General features: G+C 62.8%; 15 protein-coding genes and 1 pseudogene. 12 read left to right on the forward strand and 4 right to left on the reverse strand.

From position 1 onward, the window contains the following. Positions 1–145: 145 nt before the first annotated feature. On the reverse strand, positions 146–1,993 hold the full coding sequence (locus AX729_RS09490) for a multicopper oxidase domain-containing protein (RefSeq protein WP_061022291.1): 1,848 nt from the start codon (positions 1,991–1,993) through the stop codon (positions 146–148). A gap of 172 nt (positions 1,994–2,165) precedes the next feature. Between AX729_RS09490 and AX729_RS09495 the strand changes: the two genes are divergently transcribed. Beyond that, positions 2,166–3,431, forward strand: a complete 1,266-nt coding sequence (locus AX729_RS09495) for a type II restriction enzyme NmeDI-related protein (RefSeq protein WP_349643756.1) — start codon at positions 2,166–2,168, stop codon at positions 3,429–3,431. A 222-nt stretch (positions 3,432–3,653) separates the two neighbouring features. Further along, positions 3,654–3,950 (forward strand): hypothetical protein, encoded by a 297-nt coding sequence (locus AX729_RS09500; protein WP_061022295.1) that lies wholly within the window; start codon positions 3,654–3,656, stop codon positions 3,948–3,950. A gap of 98 nt (positions 3,951–4,048) precedes the next feature. Here the strand turns inward: AX729_RS09500 and AX729_RS09505 are convergent, their stop codons facing one another. Beyond that, positions 4,049–6,451 (reverse strand): heavy metal translocating P-type ATPase, encoded by a 2,403-nt coding sequence (locus AX729_RS09505; protein WP_061022297.1) that lies wholly within the window; start codon positions 6,449–6,451, stop codon positions 4,049–4,051. Positions 6,452–6,501: 50 nt separating this feature from the next. Between AX729_RS09505 and AX729_RS09510 the strand changes: the two genes are divergently transcribed. The 10 genes and pseudogenes from AX729_RS09510 (at position 6,502) to AX729_RS09555 (ending at position 16,512) form a co-directional block, all read left to right on the forward strand. Beyond that, complete coding sequence (locus tag AX729_RS09510) at positions 6,502–6,777, forward strand: metal-sensitive transcriptional regulator (protein WP_061022299.1); 276 nt, start codon at positions 6,502–6,504, stop codon at positions 6,775–6,777. Positions 6,778–6,905: 128 nt separating this feature from the next. After that, complete coding sequence (locus AX729_RS09515; RefSeq protein WP_061022302.1) at positions 6,906–7,271, forward strand: hypothetical protein; 366 nt, start codon at positions 6,906–6,908, stop codon at positions 7,269–7,271. 126 nt (positions 7,272–7,397) lie between these two features. Beyond that, positions 7,398–7,589, forward strand: a pseudogene (locus AX729_RS09520) (FixH family protein); the annotation flags it as partial. A gap of 84 nt (positions 7,590–7,673) precedes the next feature. Then, positions 7,674–9,107, forward strand: a complete 1,434-nt coding sequence (locus tag AX729_RS09525; RefSeq protein ID WP_061022339.1) for an efflux RND transporter periplasmic adaptor subunit — start codon at positions 7,674–7,676, stop codon at positions 9,105–9,107. Continuing rightward, positions 9,104–12,304 carry an efflux RND transporter permease subunit gene (locus tag AX729_RS09530; protein ID WP_061022304.1) on the forward strand — a complete coding sequence of 1,067 codons (3,201 nt, stop codon included), beginning with the start codon at positions 9,104–9,106 and terminating at the stop codon, positions 12,302–12,304. The genes AX729_RS09525 and AX729_RS09530 overlap by 4 nt, the downstream gene beginning before the upstream one ends. A 124-nt stretch (positions 12,305–12,428) precedes the next feature. Then, positions 12,429–13,784 (forward strand): TolC family outer membrane protein, encoded by a 1,356-nt coding sequence (locus tag AX729_RS09535; protein WP_061022306.1) that lies wholly within the window; start codon positions 12,429–12,431, stop codon positions 13,782–13,784. Between the two features lie 48 nt (positions 13,785–13,832). Continuing rightward, complete coding sequence (locus tag AX729_RS09540) at positions 13,833–14,390, forward strand: sigma-70 family RNA polymerase sigma factor (RefSeq protein WP_061022308.1); 558 nt, start codon at positions 13,833–13,835, stop codon at positions 14,388–14,390. After that, positions 14,387–15,028 (forward strand): NrsF family protein, encoded by a 642-nt coding sequence (locus tag AX729_RS09545; RefSeq protein ID WP_061022310.1) that lies wholly within the window; start codon positions 14,387–14,389, stop codon positions 15,026–15,028. The genes AX729_RS09540 and AX729_RS09545 overlap by 4 nt, the downstream gene beginning before the upstream one ends. A gap of 552 nt (positions 15,029–15,580) precedes the next feature. After that, entirely contained in the window at positions 15,581–15,835 is a 255-nt protein-coding gene (locus AX729_RS09550) for a DUF2933 domain-containing protein (RefSeq protein ID WP_061022312.1), read from the forward strand. Then, on the forward strand, positions 15,835–16,512 hold the full coding sequence (locus tag AX729_RS09555) for a methyltransferase family protein (RefSeq protein ID WP_061022314.1): 678 nt from the start codon (positions 15,835–15,837) through the stop codon (positions 16,510–16,512). Before AX729_RS09550 ends, AX729_RS09555 begins: the two co-directional genes overlap by 1 nt. An 87-nt stretch (positions 16,513–16,599) precedes the next feature. Here AX729_RS09555 and AX729_RS39550 read toward each other — a convergent pair whose 3' ends face one another. Together AX729_RS39550 and AX729_RS09565 are read right to left on the reverse strand one after the other, a co-directional pair. Beyond that, positions 16,600–16,902 carry a hypothetical protein gene (locus AX729_RS39550; RefSeq protein WP_156456839.1) on the reverse strand — a complete coding sequence of 101 codons (303 nt, stop codon included), beginning with the start codon at positions 16,900–16,902 and terminating at the stop codon, positions 16,600–16,602. Between the two features lie 29 nt (positions 16,903–16,931). Continuing rightward, the gene (locus AX729_RS09565; protein WP_061022317.1) at positions 16,932–17,765 is read right to left on the reverse strand and encodes an LOG family protein; all 834 of its coding nucleotides are present in this window, start codon (positions 17,763–17,765) and stop codon (positions 16,932–16,934) included. Positions 17,766–17,823: the final 58 nt, after the last annotated feature.

Here is a 17,823-nt window from a genome sequence, read left to right on the forward strand (position 1 = left end):
CCCAGCCTTTCTGCATGACCCAACTACGGCAGGTCGTTTCTCGATCCGAAGTTGGGCGGAAATGTCATTGACCACCTTGTATCCGACGATTGCGTCCAGTGCGCGTTTGCCATGCAAGCCACGGCCGACAAACGATTCCTCGCGATCACTGAACGTTCAAGACCAGCATCAAGCCGCCGCCGCCGTCCTGCTCGACGTTGTTGTTCGCCGTGTGGTGGGGAATATGGCAGTGCACCAGCCATTTGCCGGCTTTGCGGGCGGTCCAGATCACGTCGTACCTTTGGCCGGGACCCACGTTGACGGTATCGGCTTGGTAACGAGCGCTTTCGGAAAGCGTGATGCCGTCCACCGCGACCACCTGGAATGGTCCGCCGTGCACGTGCATCGGATGGACGAAGTTGTTGTTGGTCCCGATGAATCTCAGCTTTATCGTCTGACCAATCTTCATCGGAACGGTGTCGGTAGCCGGATAGGCCTTCCCGTTGATCGTGAAGTAGTTGGGCAGTTCTCCCTCCATCAGCATCGCGGGATAAGTGAGCCACTCCCGCTTCAGCCATTCCTGGAGCTGTATCGCATACTCGTGATCCGCCTTGACCTCAGCCGACGGATCCTTCGGTTGGATGATGAGGGCGCCGTACAGGCCGAGCGCCTGTTGCCGATCGGGGTGGTCGTGGCTGTGATAGAAATAGGTCCCGTGCTGCCCGACCGTGTATTCGTAGCTGTAGGAGCCGCCGGGCGGGATCGGTGCCTGCGTGACCTTCGCCGGGCCGTCCATCTCGTTCGGGAGGATCAGTCCGTGCCAATGCACGGTCGTGCTTTCGGGAAGCGTGTTGCGCACGTTTATTCTCACACGGTCGCCTTCGGTCAATTCCAGCCGGGGACCGGGTATCTGACGATTGTAGGCATAGGCCTGCACGGTTACGTCGGGAAGGATGTTCCAGCGGATCACCGACGCTTCGATGTCGAACACCTTGACGCCGTTGTCCAGCCGTGGCTGCAGCACCTGGTCGCCGCGCGCCGTGTTCGGAGCTTCGTAACCGACTTGTCGCGGCTTCACCGCCGCCATTTCCCGCATGGCGGCGGCCGGCAGCTCGAAGGTGTTGATCATGCCCGGCGGCATGATCGCACCGTCCACGTCGCGCGCACTGAGGCTCAGGTTCACGTGGAAGCCCGGCCAGACCATGCCGGACACGAGGAGAAATCCCGTGACGCCCGCCAACGCGGCGAGTTGCGGGACCGTCGCCTCGCTCTTCAATCCACTCCCGCCATGCTCGCCATGTTGTCGGCCGCCTCCATCGTGCCCGCCGGATCGTTTCGTGCCTGCCGAGCGCCTCTCCGTCATGAGCCCGTGCTTGACGCCGGCTCCCGCCATCCAGACGTTGAACGGATATGCTGTCGCAAACCCGACGATGACGCCGAGCGACATCACACCCCAGAACACCAGTTCGAGAGGGTCCATGGCCCGCATGTCGCGTCCCATCATCAGGAGGCTCATCGTCGGAGCCATGCCCGCCATCATGGAATTCATGCTGATGAATTCCGGCATGAAGCTCATCTTCACGTTCTGCCAGTACGAGCCGCCCATCATCTTCTTCATGAACAGCGACTGAAAGATGAAGAGGCCGAACGAGAATCCGGCGAGATATTCCACGATGAGATCGATCCACATCGGCAACCCAAGCAGCGCGGTCGTGGCTGCGGCCAGGATGATGCCGGTGGCGTCGCCGGCCACGCAGTGGATGGTGCTGCCTACTCCCTGCTTCCAGAGAGGAGAGGTAAAGCGTTCGTGCTCTCCTGGCCGCGGCTCCTTGTCGGCAAGAACATAGAGCAGCAGCCCGAAAGGCCCCATGTAGAGCGTGACGAGGACGAACGCCCACTTCATCACCGTGGGCTCGGGGTTTCCCGCAAACTGATCGTAGGCTACATAGGCCGCCGAGCTCAGCGCGATGGCGAACCAGGCGAGCAGGAAATAATCGTATGGGAAGGCAATCACAGCTGCTCCGACGGATCGTTTGTCTCGCAACCGTTGCGCGGTGTCATTGTTCCTGTTCTGATGCCGCTCCGGCAAAGCAGAAACGGCTACCGCCAACTGTAATATTCGCGACCGGCGGACGTCGCAGCGCGCGTCGACTTGCGGCACGGTGTTGATGTCAAAGGGGGCAGGATTGACCGATCTGCTGCGCGTGTTGATCGAACGGTGGCGCGAGGACCCGGGATCGACCTATCGCACATGGTTCTTGTGGGACGAGCGGCTCAAGAATTTCCGCTCCATTCGACGCGGGATCGAGCAGGTCGTCGAGGAGATCGAGGCGGGCACGTTCGGCAACGTCTACAAGGGTTCTTCCCTCGAAACAATCGTCGGGTCGATCGCGGAGCAGAGGCAGATATTCAAAGGGGCCGACCACGCCTTCCTGTGGAAGCCGAAGCTCCGGATACCGGACATCTACGAAAACTCCGGCAATCAGCGGGCGTTCGGCAGACTTCTCCATCACTGCTCCTGCTGCAGCACCGAGCAGGAGCTTGTGGACGGAATCGAGACGATCGATCGCCTGGCGATCAAGGGTCTCGGACCTGCGGTCGCCAATCTCCTGTACTTTTTGCACCCGACCTTGATGCCACCGTTCAATACGGCCATCGTAAACGGCTTCAACGCGGTCACCGGCTCGAAGGTGAAGCTGGGTCGTTGGGATCAGTACCTCGCCATGCGTCGGGGAATCCTGGAGCTGAACCGGAGCTACCGCGATCTCCTGTCCAACGACCTCGGCGCAATCGCAGGATTTCTTTTCGATGTCGGCACCGGACGCTTTACCGCGCCTCCCGCGGGCACCAGCGATTCCGCCAAGGACGCATGGTTGTCCGAGCTGTCGAAGGCCAGGGAATCCGCAAAGCGCCTCGAGGCGCCGATCGCCGTCGCGCGCGAGAACGACCTCACCCACACGGAGGTTCAAGCCTGGCTCCGGGACTTGGGCCTGGCCCTCGGTTACCGAGTCTGGATCGCCGCCAACGATCGAGGGCGGCCTTACAATGGTGCGACGTTGGCCGCCGGGTGCATCGATCGTCTTCCGCCGTCGGTCGAGGAAGCTGCCGGCGCGGAGTCGATCCGGCTGATCGACGTTCTCTGGATCGATGCCGCGAGCCGTGTGACGGCGGCCTTCGAGGTCGAGCATACGACCTCCATCTATTCCGGCATCGTTCGCATGCTAGACCTCGCGTTGAGCAGCGACCTGCATGCGACGGGCGGGCTGTTTCTGGTGGCTCCCGATGGCAGAGAGAATGAAGTACGCAACCAGCTTCGTCGGCCCGCATTCAGTCGCGTGGCGGACCTCCAGGTCCGATTCTTGCCTTACGGTGAATTGGAGCGCAACAAGGATGCAATTGCCCGTTTCGGGACGGGAATGAAGGGCATCGAGGCGATCGCCCGCCTGCTCTGAACGGCGCGGACGTAAGGCATCCCGGCGTCCGGCGCGGCTGGTACCAACACAACAGATTCTCGTATCAGCGAGGACGTCCTGAGCTTCGGGCGGTCCGTCGCGAACGGCGACAGCCGCGCCGATCGGAAGGTTCGCCGCGTTGCAGCAGCAAGAAGCCGTGCGGGTGCTTGGGAACCTCCGACGGCGGGCCAGCTTAATAACGATGTTTGGAGAGAACAGCAGATGTCGTCAGAGCAATCCGGGCCCGACATTCGCGATTTCGAGCTGCCTGCAGCCGGTTACGCGGTCCTCGTGACCTGGCCCGAAGTCCGCGACGGGAAGCACGCACAGGAAGTCTGGTACGTGCACCTCGGCGACCAGCTCGAGGCTGTGAAAGCCGTTCAGGCAGCATGCGGAGCGCTCAACGACGCCAAGGTCGAGCTTCTTGGAAGCCTTTCGGAGTCCAGGTTGCTCGCGCACGGCGTCCCCGATGGAAACGCGAAGCGGGCTGCCGATTCCTCGATCACATCGTCGCCTTGACGCGAATTCCGATGGCCAGCGACGATGGCCGGCGATTTCGCGCGCGACGGCCGTCTTGGGCGGAGGTACCGGATTCGGTGCTCGCGCATGCTCGGACGTCAGACCCGCACTGTTCGTAGCCGCAGCGCGTTGCCGACCACGCTGACGGACGACAGCGCCATTGCGGCCGCGGCGACGATCGGCGACAGCAACAAGCCGAAGGTCGGGTAGAGCAGCCCGGCGGCGATCGGAATGCCGGCCGCGTTGTAGGCGAAGGCAAAGAACAAGTTCTGGCGGATGTTGCGCATCGTTGCGCGCGACAGTCGCCGCGCCCGTACGATACCCGTGAGATCCCCCTTGAGTAGCGTCACACCGGCACTCTCCATCGCCACGTCCGTTCCGGTCCCCATCGCGATACCGACTTCGGCGGCCGCCAACGCCGGCGCGTCATTGACGCCATCGCCGGCCATCGCGACTATTCGACCTTGCTCGTGTAGCTTCGCGACGACCGCACTCTTCTGGTCGGGCAGAACCTCGGCTTCGACGTCCGCGATACCGAGCCTCCGAGCGACCGCCCGGGCCGTCGTACGGTTGTCGCCCGTCAGCATGATCACCCTGACCCCTTCGGCGGCGAGCTCGCGCAGCGCCTCGGGCGTGGACTGCTTCACCGGGTCGGCGATGGCCAAGATGCCGACGAGCGTGCCGTCGACCGCCATGTTGATGACGGTCGCGCCTTCGCCCCGCTGACGTTCGGCTTCGGATTCGAGGGAGGACGTATCGACGCCTTCCGAGCTCAGGAACGTCGCGTTTCCGAGGAGCACTTTCTTGCCCTCGACGGTTCCGAGCGCGCCCTTGCCGACCGGCGAGTCGAAGTCCTGCACGTCGGTAGTCGGTATATCGCGCTCCCTGGCTGCATTAACGATCGCATCCGCCAATGGATGCTCGCTGGCGCGCTCGACGCTGGCGGCGAGCCGAAGCACGTCCGACTCCGAGTACCCGTTCGTCGGGATCACCGCGACGACCTTGGGCTTGCCCTCTGTCAACGTGCCGGTCTTGTCGACAACGAGCGTGTCGATTCTCTCCATGCGCTCCAGCGCCTCTGCGTTCTTGATGAGCACGCCCGCATGTGCTCCGCGTCCGACGCCCACCATGATCGACATCGGTGTCGCGAGGCCGAGCGCGCACGGGCAGGCGATGATGAGAACGCTCACCGCCGCCACCAGCCCGAAAGCGAAGCGCGGCTCGGGCCCGTAGACGGCCCAGGCGGCGAAGGCTGCGACCGCGACCACGATGACCGCGGGAACGAACCAGCCGGCGACCTGGTCGGCCAGGCGCTGGATGGGAGCGCGGGACCGCTGCGCCTGCGCGACCATTTGCACGATCTGGGACAGCATCGTGTCGCTACCGACCTTCTCGGCACGCATGACGAAGCCGCCGGACCGGTTCAGGGTGCCTGCGATGACCTTGCTGCCGACCTCCTTGCTGACCGGCATGGACTCTCCCGTCACCATCGACTCGTCGAGCGACGAGCGACCCTCGACGATTTCGCCGTCCACGGGTACTTTTTCGCCGGGTCGGACGCGCAGGCGGTCTTGCGGCTGCAGCACCGCGATCTGCACCTCCTCGTCGGCGCCGTCCGCACGGATGCGTCGCGCGGTTTTTGGCGCGAGATCAAGGAGTGCCTTGATCGCCCCGGAGGTCGCCTCGCGCGCGCGCAATTCGAGCACCTGCCCCAGAAGCACCAGGACCGTGATGACGGCGGCCGCCTCGAAGTAGACCGCGACGGCGCCGTAGTGGCCGCGGAAAGTGGAAGGAAACGCGGCTGGCAGAACCGTCGCGACGACGCTGTAGACCCAGGCGACGCCGGTACCCATCGCGATCAGGGTGAACATGTTCAGATTGCGCGTCAGCACCGACTGCCAACCGCGGACGAAGAACGGCCAGCCGGCCCACAAGACGACCGGCGTCGCGAGAACGAACTGGATCCAGTTGGAGAACGACTGGTCGATCCAGCGGTGCGCTCCGACCAGGTGAGCGCCCATCTCGAGGATCACCACCGGAACGGAAAGCGCCAGACCCACCCAGAATCGGCGGGTCATATCGATCAGCTCGGGATTCGGTCCCGCGTCCGCCGTTGCGACTTCCGGTTCGAGCGCCATGCCGCATATCGGACAATTGCCGGGCCCGACCTGCCGGATCTGCGGATGCATCGGACAGGTGTAGACCGTACCTTCCGGCATGTCGGTTCGGGCTTCATGCCCCACCTTGCCATGAACGTATCTTGCCGGCTCCTCGGCGAATTTCGTCCTGCAACGATCGGAGCAAAAATAGAAGGTCCTTCCGCCGTCCTCGACCTTATGAGAGGCCGTCGCCGGATCCACGACCATTCCGCAGACGGGATCGACCGCGGCACCGTGCGCGGGGCCATGGTCATGGTGAACAGGGCGCTCGCGCGAGGTGGAGTGAGAGTGTTCGCAGCAGTTTCCGCGAGCCTTTTCGGAATCTGGGGCATCCTTAGACATTATGTGCTCCATCTCTTGCGGAAAGTACCCTAGGGGGGTATATACGGCCCATGAGGACCGACATCAAGGCTTCCTGTCAGAAACGTCTGAACCGCATCGAAGGCCAAGTTCGCGGACTCGCGAAGATGGTGGACGAGGACCGGTACTGCATCGACATCGTCACGCAGATTTCGGCGGTCAGAGCCGCGCTCCGCCGCGTCGAGGAAGAAATCCTCAAGGATCACGTGGCCCATTGCGTGGAACACGCCATTCGTAGCGGGGATAAGGCCGACCAGCGGCGCAAGATCGCGGAACTGATGGAAGTCGTCGGGCGGGCGGACAGGTGATGAAGGCGGTCACGAATGCTTGACGAGGATCAAAGACGCCGCTCGGAGCAGGACTATGTTATGGAGGGAAACTGTTACCGCGCCGGACCGGTGCGGTAAGCGGGACAAGTATAGGTAGACAAAGCGCGATGCGGCTCGTCCGTACCATTCTGGCATTCGCGATCGCCGCCTCCTTGGCGTTGCTGCCGGTCGGCGCGTCCGCGGCCGGCTCCGGCGTGATGGCCGACGATGCGCAGTCCGGAATGCAGATGGGCACCTCGGCCGACATGTCGATGGACTGTTGCCCGGACGACATGAACGGCGGCCCCTTTCACGCCGCCGGCCATAACTGCAGCATGGGTTTCTGCTGCGCGGGCGGATTCGTCGCGCTGGGGGACGTCCGAAGCGTCGGTTTCCGCTTCGTCCCCGCGGCGGAGAGTAAAGTCGCCATCCCTGCGGACCAGTTCGTCCCTGTCCGCGGAGGGAGCCCTCCCTTCCGACCTCCTCGGGTCTGATCTCACCCAGTTCGACGCGCGTAGCACGTGCCCGCGCGCGATGACGACTGCCCGTGTGCTCTTGCGGAGCCGCGGTCGAGACAGACCTATTTGAGGAGAACATCATGATTTCCAAATTCAGCAGTGCTGGACATGGCGCCCGATGGGATGGCTGAAATGGAATCCCCAGTGGCTCCGCTGCCGTCCAAGGAGCCCGGCGTATACGCCTTCAAGACCGATCTTCCGATGGCCGGACGCTATCAGGTCACGCTCTCCGCAAAAGTCCAGGGCGAGTCCGAGACCGTCAACGGCAAGGTCATCGTCAAGGCCAACAAGTGAGCCTGCGGGCGCTCCCAGCGAGCGCCCGGCATCCTCGAACCCATTTCTGATGCGCGCGCCAGAGGGCGCGCCCTGGTGCACACCATGAAAACCTCGCGCTTGCTTACAATGATTGCGCTCGGCGCCGGAATCGGTCTGGCCGGCTACTGGTCGGTCGAACGATCTTTCTGGCCCCTTCACCCACACTCGACCGCCGCCTCAGCGGCGGCGGACAAGACGCCGCTGTACTACCGCGACCCCGCGGGGGCCCCCTTCTGGTCGGCCGTTCCGAAAAAGGATCAGCAGGGACGCGATTACCTGCCGGTCTACGATGAGGACGAGCCCTCGACCGAGTCCGCGAAGCCGAAGCGGCAACAGGCGGATTCCTCCCGCAGGATCCTGTACTATCGCAATCCGATGGGCCTGCCGGATACCTCGCCGGTCCCCAAGAAGGACCCGATGGGGATGGACTACGTTCCCGTCTACGAAGGGGACGATCAGGAGGACGGGTCGGTCAAGCTCTCGCCCGGCAAGATCCAGAGGACGGGCGTGAAGTCCGAGCCCGTCGAGCGCCGTTCGATCCGGATCTTGGTCAAGTCGCCCGGTACGATCCAACTGGATGAACGCCGCGTCTCGGTCATCGCAATGCGCGCCGAAAGCTTCGTGCAGAAGGTCGCCGACGTGACCACCGGTACGCGCGTGAAGGCAGGCCAGCCGCTGATGCAGATCTACAGTTCGGCTGTGGCGTCCGCCGCCGCGGAGTATCTCTCGACGATCACTTCCAAGACCACCGGCGGGATTGAGGCCTACGGCCGCGGCTCGCGGCAGCGGCTGATCAATCTCGACGTTCCCGAACAGGTCATCGCGGACATGGAGAAGTCCCACGTCGCGCCCGTCACCGTGCAATGGTCGGCGCCGCGCGACGGAATCGTGCTTGAACGCAACGCCATCGAAGGCATGAGAGCCAATCCGGGCGACGTACTGTTCCGGATTGCCGATATCTCGGTGGTCTGGGCCCTGGTCGACGTCGCCGAACGCGATCTTGGCAACATCGCAGTGGGTCAGCCGGTCACGGTTCGCGCCCGCAGCTATCCGACTCGCACCTTCAGCGGCAGGATCGCCGTCGTCTATCCGCAGGTTAACCGCGAAACTCGGACGGCGCGTGTCCGAATCGAACTCGCCAACCCGGATGTGGCGCTGCTGCCGGATATGTACGTCGATGCGGACATCGACACCGCGGACTCCAAATCCGTATTGGCGGTCCCTGACAGTTCGGTGCTCGACACTGGCAGCCGGCAGGCCGTTCTCGTCGACAAGGGCGAAGGACGCTACGAGCCGCGCGAAGTCAAGCTTGGCCGGCGCGGCGGCGGTTACATCGAGGTGCGGGAGGGCCTTGCGGATGGCGAGGCGGTGGTCACCGCGGCCAATTTCTTGATCGATGCCGAAAGCAACCTGAAGGCGGCGCTCAAAGGCTTCGCGGAGGCTGCGCCCAATCCTTCCGACACCGGCGCCGCCCACTCGACGGGAGAGCACAAATGATCGCTCGCATCATCGCCTGGTCCGCACGCAATCTACTGCTGGTGCTGTTCGGCACCGGTTTTGCGGCCGCCGCTGGCCTCTACGCACTAGTGCATCTGCCACTCGATGCGATTCCGGATCTCTCCGACACGCAGGTCATCGTCTACACGGAATATCCCGGCCAGGCGCCGCAGGTGATCGAGGACCAAGTTACATATCCCTTGACGACGGCCATGCTGACCGTGCCGAAATCCAAGGTGGTGCGCGGATTCTCGTTCTTCGGCGTGTCCTTCGTGTACGTGATCTTCGAGGACGGAACCGACATCTACTGGGCCCGCTCGCGCGTCATGGAATTCCTGAATAGCGCGACGTCCAGGTTGCCGGCGGGCGTCACGCCGAGCATCGGGCCGGATGCCACGGGCGTCGGCTGGGTCTACCAATACGCCGTCATCTCGAAGGAATTGAATCTGGCGGACACGCGCACGATCCAGGACTGGAATCTGAGATTCGCGCTGGCCAAGGCCGAAGGAGTGGCCGAGGTCGCGAGCATCGGCGGTTTCGTCAAACAGTACAACGTGGTCCTTGACCCGCAGCGCATGCGCGACCGCGGAATCAGCATGCAGAAGATCCGGGACGCCATCCGCGCATCGAACGCGGACGTCGGCGGCCGGACGGTCGAACTCGCGGAGTTCGAGTACGTGATCCGGGGCAAGGGCTACATCAAGAGCATCAACGATCTCGGCAACATCGTACTGAAGACGAACAACGGCACGCCCGTGTTGCTGCGTGACGTCGCGCGAGTCGAGCTCGGCCCGGACGAAAGACGGGGTATCGCCGAATTGAACGGCGAGGGGGAGGTCGCAAGCGGCATCGTGCTGCAGCGCTTTGGCGTCAATGCGCTCAACGTCATCGAGAACGTCAAGAAGCGATTCAAGGAGATTGCGAGCAGTCTGCCCAAATCGGTCGAGATCGTCCCGGTCTACGACCGCTCCAACCTGATCTACGCCGCCATCGACACGCTGAAGCAAACGCTTCTCGAGGAGAGCATCGTCGTGGCGCTCGTCTGCATCGTCTTCCTGCTGCACGTGCGCAGCGCGCTGGTTGCGATCCTGATGCTGCCGGTGGGCGTGCTGATGGCGTTCGGAGCCATGAAACTGCTGGGGCTCGGGTCGAACATCATGAGCCTCGGCGGTATTGCGATTGCGATCGGCGCCATGGTGGATGCCGCCATCGTCATGATCGAGAACGCGCACAAGCACCTGGAGCGGGCGAAGCCGGGACAGTCGCGGGTGCAAATTCTGATCGAGGCGGCATCCGAGGTCGGGCCGGCACTGTTCTTCAGCCTCTTGATCATCACCGTTTCGTTCATGCCGATCTTCACGCTGGAATCGCAGGAGGGGCGGCTGTTCAGCCCGCTGGCGTACACGAAGACCTTCGCGATGGCAGCCGCAGCTCTGCTTTCGGTGACGTTGGTCCCGGCGCTGATGGTGATCTTCGTGCGCGGGAAGATCGTTCCCGAACACAAGAACTTCATCAATCGCTTCCTGATCTGGGTATATCGCCCCGTCATCAAGGGGGTGCTGCGCGCAAAGACCCTGGTCATCCTCGCTGCCGTGGGGGTCCTAGCGGTAACGATCTGGCCGGCCCGGCAGCTCGGAACCGAGTTCATGCCGACACTGAACGAAGGCACGCTGCTCTACATGCCCACGACCCTGCCCGGCATCTCGGTAACCAAGGCGGCCGAACTGATGCAGATGCAGGATCGGATCATCAAATCCTTCCCGGAGGTCGCTTCCGTCTACGGCAAGGCGGGGCGAGCCGCGACCGCCACCGATCCGGCCCCGACCGAAATGTTCGAAACGGTGGTCAACCTCAAGCCGAAAGAGCAATGGCGTCCCGGAATGACGATCGACACTCTGATCGCCGAGATGGACAAGGCGCTGCAATTTCCCGGCGTCTCCAATGCCTGGACCATGCCGATCAAGGCACGCATCGACATGCTGTCGACAGGCATCCGCACGCCGATCGGCGTCAAGGTCATGGGCACGGATCTCGTCGAGATCGATCGGTTGGCCAAGCAGATCGAGCGGGTCATCAAGGCCGTCCCCGGTACATCATCGGCTTACGCCGAGCGTGGCATCGGTGGGTACTATCTCGAGATCGCTCCGGACCGGGAGGCGCTCGCCCGTTACGGGGTCCTGATCCAGGACGTCCAGGACACCATCGCGGCCGCATTGGGAGGTCAGACGGTCACCACGACCGTCGAGGGCCGGCAGCGGTTCACGGTGAACATGCGCTACCCGCGCGATCTCCGTGACAATCCCAGGGCCATCACAAGCGATATCCTGGTGCCGATGCCGGCCGGCGGGGCCGTTCCGCTTGGCGAAGTGGCGAAGGTCGAACCCACCCGCGGGCCGACTTCGATCCGTACGGAGAACGGACAGCTCGCGACCTACATCTATGTCGACATCCGGGACAGGGACATCGGGAGCTACGTCGCCGACGCACAGCGAGCGGTCAGCGAGAGCATACAGTTTCCGGCGGGTTACTATGTCGTCTGGAGCGGCCAGTACGAGTATCTGCAGCGTGCCGCTGCGCGTCTGAAGATCGTGGTACCGGTCACGCTCACGATCATCTTCCTGCTGCTCTACTTGAACTTCAGGTCGATCACAGAAACCTTGATCGTCATGCTCTCGCTGCCCTTCGCGCTGGTCGGCGGCCTCTGGATGATGTGGTGGCTCGGCTTCAACATGTCGGTCGCCGTCGCGGTAGGGTTCATCGCGCTCGCCGGCGTCGCCGCCGAGACCGGCGTGGTGATGCTGATCTATCTCGACCACGCGTTGGCGGAAACGAGGGAGCGGACAAAGGCGGAAGGTCGCGCGCTGACGCGAAGCGATCTTTACGACGCCATCATGCAAGGCGCCGTCGAGCGGGTCCGGCCCAAGATGATGACGGTGGTCGCCATCATGGCCGGCCTTCTGCCCATCATGTGGAGTTCGGGTACCGGATCCGAAATCATGCAGCGCATCGCTGTGCCGATGATCGGCGGAATGGTCTCCTCCACGCTGCTGACGCTCATCGTCATTCCAGCCATCTTTGGACTGATCAAGGGCTTCCGGTTGCCGTCGACGTCCGATCGCGGCGACCGCAACCGGCAGTCTCCCGCACATAAAGATGCGCCTGCAAAGATGCCGCGCATTATGGAGCCGGCCCAATGAGCCGGGAGAGGGGCCAGCCGTGAGCACATCCCTGTGCGACGCTTCGCGAAGGACGGACGAGATGGCTAAGCACGGATCGAGGGTTGATGCTTCGGGTTCGATCGCCGGGAGGTGGGCCGGACCCATGCTCGGGTCGGTGTTGTTGCTTCTCGGCGGAGCGCCCGCCAAGGCGGAGACCCTCGTGGAAGCCATGGTGAAAGCCTATCAGTCAAATCCGCAGCTGAACGCGGCGCGGGCGCGCCAACGGGCGACCGACGAAAACGTGCCGCAGGCGTTGTCGGGCTATCGCCCGCAGATCGTGGCAAGCCTGAGCGCCGGCCTGCAGCAGGTTCGCAACCTGTTGCCGGACAACGTCGTCCAGACGGCCACGCTGAAGCCGTGGACCGTTGGGCTCACGGTGACCCAGACGCTGTTCAACGGCTTCAAGACCGCCAACAATGTCCGGGTGGCGGAGGCACAGGTAAGGTCCGGCCGCGAAGCCCTTCGCAACGTTGGGCAGGGGATCCTGCTCGATGCCGTCACCGTGTACATGAACGTGCTTGCTAACGGAGCGCTGGTCGACGCGCAGCGCGCCAATATCGCCTTCCTGCGGCAGACGCTCTCCAACACTCGCACTCGTCTCAACGCGGGCGACGTGACGCCCACCGACGCGGCCCAGGCCGAAGCGCGCCTGAGCCGCGGGCTTGCCGACCTCAACGCGGCAGACGTGGCCCTAGCCGTGAGCAAGGCGACCTACGGCCAAGTGGTGGGCGAGCCGCCCGCGCAGCTGCTGGCCGCAACGCCGGTGGACCGGTTCTCGCCGCCTACTCTTGCGGATGCGACGAACGTGGCGCGTCAAGAGAACCCGGCCGTCCTTGCCGCGCAGTTCGATGTGGATGTCGCCCAGTCTTCGATCGCAGTGGCGGAAAGCGGGCTGCTTCCGACCGTGTCCGTGCAGGCCAGCGTCAGCCGCGCCGTGCAGAATGATCCTACCCTCGCGACTTCCCGCATGGATCAGACTTCGGTTTTGGGCCAGGTCGGCGTTCCCCTCTACGATGCAGGCATGGCCGCCGCCCAGACCCGCCAGGCCAAGGAGGTCACTTCGCAAAGCCGGCTGGTCCTGGAGCAGGTGCGCAATCAGACGCGCACTGCGGCAACCGGCGCTTGGGTCGCCAATGAGGGAGCAAAAGTCGCGGTCACCGCCGCAGAATCCGAGGTGCGTGCCGCGAACGTGGCGCTATTGGGGGTGCAGCGGGAGGCGCAGGCAGGACAGCGCACGACGGTCGACGTACTCAACGCCCTGCAGGATCTGACCAATGCCCGAGCTCGGCTGATCCTCGCTCAGCGCGACCGCGTGATCGCATCCTACACGCTCCTCGGCGCCGTAGGGCGCCTCGACGTGAAGACGCTCGGGTTGAACACGCCCGACTATCTGCCAGAGGTTCACTACCACCAAGTTCGGGATGCCTGGCATGGTTTGCGGACGCCTGCAGGACAATGAATTCGTCGAGATATTCCCTGATCGAGAAAGGTAGTCGGGACCGCGAACATGACGACCTCGGAGGCGGATCTGAAGAAGCTCATGCTCGCAAGCCTGGACGGCGATGCGGCTTCGCATCGGGCATTGCTTGAAGCGCTGAGCAGGCGCCTACGTGCGTACTACAAGAGGAAGCTCGCAGGCACTGGCCGTAGCGCGTCGGAGGCCGAAGACCTGGTTCAGGAAGCGGTCTTGGCCATTCACATCAAGAGACATACCTACGACGCCTCGGACCTGCTGACACCATGGGTCCATGCGATCGCGCGCCACAAATTGATCGACTTTCTGCGTCGGACTCGCACGTCGTTGGCCGATGTGCCTCTGGATGAGGCTGACGAGGCCATGGCATCGGACGATCATGTCGGTGCGGAGAGTTCCTACGACGTCGGGCGGCTCTTGCGACGGCTGCCGCCAAACGTCAAATGTTCCATGGAAGCCGTGAAACTCGACGGGTTGAGCATCGCCGAAGCGGCGCAGCGGTGCGGACTTTCGGAATCCGGGATTAAGATGAATATTCACCGCGGGCTAAAAACCCTGGCCGCGCTGATTGCCCGGGAAGCGAGATCATGAAGACGGATGATTTGATCGCGGCACTCAGTGCCCGCGTCGAGCCGGTCGATCGCCGATCGGTCGGTCGGACAGTGGGCCTCGCCCTTGCGGCCGCAACGGTTCTGACGTTGGGCGGCATATTGGTCGGCCTGGGTACCCGGTCCGATCTGACGACCGGTCACGCCGTCGTTTCCGTGCTCCTGAAGATTGTGTTCGCGGTCGGAATCGTCGTGTTGGCATCGGCCTACCTGATGCGACTGGCGCGGCCGGGCGGAGAACGTAGGTCCTCTTCGAGGTGGGCCGTCCTCCCATTCGCAGGCATCTTGTTGCTTGCCGCAATCAGCCTCGGGCTGGCGCCCAGTACGCATTGGGCCAAGATGGTCATGGGTGACGAGTGGCTAGAGTGCATTATCTCGATCCCGATCATCGCGATCGTACCTTTCACCGTCGTTATCGCGGCGGTGCGAACGGCGGCGCCGACCAATCTCGTCCGGACAGGTGCCTTTGCGGGTCTTGTTTCGGGCGGCATCAGCGCCACGGGTTACGCGCTTCATTGCTCCGACGATTCCTTGCCATTTGTCGCAATCTGGTACGGCGGGACGATTGTGCTCTGCACCCTGGCAGGGGCGATGCTGGGCCCCAGGTTGCTGCGTTGGTAGCGAGACCGAACCGTTTTCACGTCGGCGTGAGCCCTGTAACCGAACGGCGATTTCTTCCGAACTCATCGATGAGAGGGCCTCAAATCCTTCCTTCAAGTGAGCAGGAGCCGGGTCATGTTCAAGCGGACCTTCAGAACTATGTTGCTGGTGCTGCCGTTGGTTGCAGTGTCGGCGAGTGCCTTTGCAGGGGCCACGATTTCGGATCGGCGGTATTGGCCAAACGAGGCCAGGCGGGGCGCGCAAGCGATGTCGAACCCACAAGGTGGCTGGAGCTCTGCGTTCGGCTCCGTTCCCGCGACACCGGGCCACTACTTCGCGCCACCTGTTGATTCGAGCAGGCGGGTTTGGAGATATCAGGGAGGCCCGAAGTCCCCGATGATACAGAACTAGACCAAGTCGACGCCCTGTCAGTCGGCGAGCGCATCGCGCAACGTGCTTAGGCAGCGGTCGCCGCAAGCGCCTTGTTTGCGGGCGTTTCCGGTCCGATCTGCTTGATCTCGATCAAGAAGAAGGTTTCCGGCAAGTTGTTTACTTGGGTAGCAGGAGTTCACGATGTCGGTGCAAGATCGTTCCGGTCACCAAGGACATGCGCCTGAGGGTTTGTCGCTCAAATCGCGTGCCGGGCTGGTTCTGATCGGATTTCTTATCATCGCAGGTGCCCTGCTGTTCACTGAGCATAGAGCGCACGTGCTCGGATTGCTTGTCTGGCTTCCAATCCTCGCCTGCCCGCTGATGCATTTGTTCATGCATCACGGACACACGCATCATCACGCCGACAATCAACAGAACGATCCAAGGAGCGTGTGATGCATGATTCTACGCCCGCTTACGGCCTCTGGAGCCTTGTCATCGTCAACTCTGCGGTCTTCATCCTGTTCGCATACAGCTTCTTCAAGCCGCAGACCTCCCGGGACTGGCGTTCGTTTGGCGCCTTCAGTGCGTTTCTCGTGGCGCTATTCGTGGAGATGTACGGCTTCCCGCTCACCATTTACTTCCTCTCGGGCTGGCTGCAGTCGCGGTTTCCCGACGTGGACTGGTTCTCGCACGACGCCGGTCATCTGCTCGAGATGGTGTTCGGTTGGAAGGCCAATCCGCACGCCGGACCTTTCCACATCCTGAGCTTCATCTTCATCGCCGCCGGGTTCATTCTGATCTCCGCCGCCTGGAAGGTGTTGTACGACGCGCAGCAGACGCGCAGTCTCGCCACGGCCGGTCCCTACAGCTATGTGCGCCATCCGCAATATGTCGGCTTCATCCTCGTCATGCTCGGCTTCCTGTTGCAGTGGCCGACAATTCTCACGCTCGCAATGTTTCCGGTGCTGACGATCATGTACGTGAAGCTGGCGAGAAACGAGGAGTTGGACGCCAAGTCGGAGTTCGGCGAGGCCTATACGAAATACGCTGCGGAAGTCCCGGGCTTCATACCGCGCCTGAGCCGAATTCTCGGGCAGGGCTCGACCGACAGCACCTATCGTCACGGTTGATCCGGCTGCCACGATGCGCGACGCACCGTATCGCTGGCGTCTGTCCTCGATGCTGTTGGCGGCCTCCGCATTCCGCGTGATGGGCGGCTACGTGACGGCTAGGGAATGCTCGCGCTCACCTTGGCGTTGACGTCCTTCCGAGACCATCGCGCTGTAGCTGCGGTCGGCGCCGGGGTCGCCGGCGGGCTTTCGATCGGGTTGATGGCCGCCGTCAACTTCATGATCCATTCCGATTTCAAGTGGGTTCTGCTCGGCATCGCCCTCGTTTGGGGGGTGAGCATTGTCATGTTCGTCCGAGAAGCCGTCGTTTCTCCGAAGGCGGCCGAGCCGGCTGGTTCGAGGCACCAGCGCCGAGCGCGATAACGGCAGGCGGACGTCTGTCACGCTCATTCAGACATGTTGCGGGTAGAGTGAGAGGTCTAACTCGCGTTCGAGGACGTAGTGCGGCTGAATTGCGAGGCCGGACAGGAAAGACCGGGTGCGCCGAGACCGCACGAAAGTAGTTCGGACCAAATATCTTCCGAGGTTTCCGCGAACCGGAAGAGATCGCAGTCGGATCGATCGATCGTGCCGCTGTCGATCAGCGCCTCGAAGTTGACAGCAGACCGCCAGTACTGCTCGTCAAACAGCACGATCGGAATGGCCGGCGCCTTCTTCGTCTGGCGCAGCGTCAGGATCTCGAATAACTCGTCGAAAGTCCCGAAGCCTCCCGGGAACGCAACGAGCGCATTGGCGCGCATGGCCAAGTGCATCTTCCGCATCGCGAAATAGTGGAATCGAAACGTCAGCGCTGGCGTGGAGTAAGGGTTTGGCTGTTGCTCCTCCGGAAGCGTGATGTTGAAGCCGATGGAAGGCGCTCCCGCGTCGCCGGCTCCTCGGTTTGCGGCTTCCATGATCCCCGGGCCACCGCCGGTTGCGATGACGTTGTCTCGGAGGCTGCCGTTCGAAGTCAGGGCGCCCCCGCGTTCGGAGGCCACGCGCGCGAACGCGCGTGCTTCCCGATACCATCGCGCGTGCGATTCAGGCCCATCCTCCCGAACTCGTGCCGACCCGAAAACGACGATAGTGGACCGGACGCCCCACGATCTTAGGCATTCCTCGGCCTTTGCGTACTCCAGCAGGAATCGTACCCCACGCATGGAATCGCCAAGCAGAAAGCCTTGATCGAGGGCCGCTAAAGTGTAGGCCGGCGAGCGCAGTTGCTCGACGTTCGAGGGAAGGGCTTCCTCCGACGTCTGTGGGGTGTCGTTCATTACAACATCCGTCTCAAAATTTATCGCCTTTACTATTCTTTCCGCCAACTACACTGTC

It is taken from the genome of Bradyrhizobium sp. CCH5-F6 (assembly GCF_001556045.1).
Taxonomy (GTDB): Bacteria; Pseudomonadota; Alphaproteobacteria; order Rhizobiales; family Xanthobacteraceae; genus Bradyrhizobium.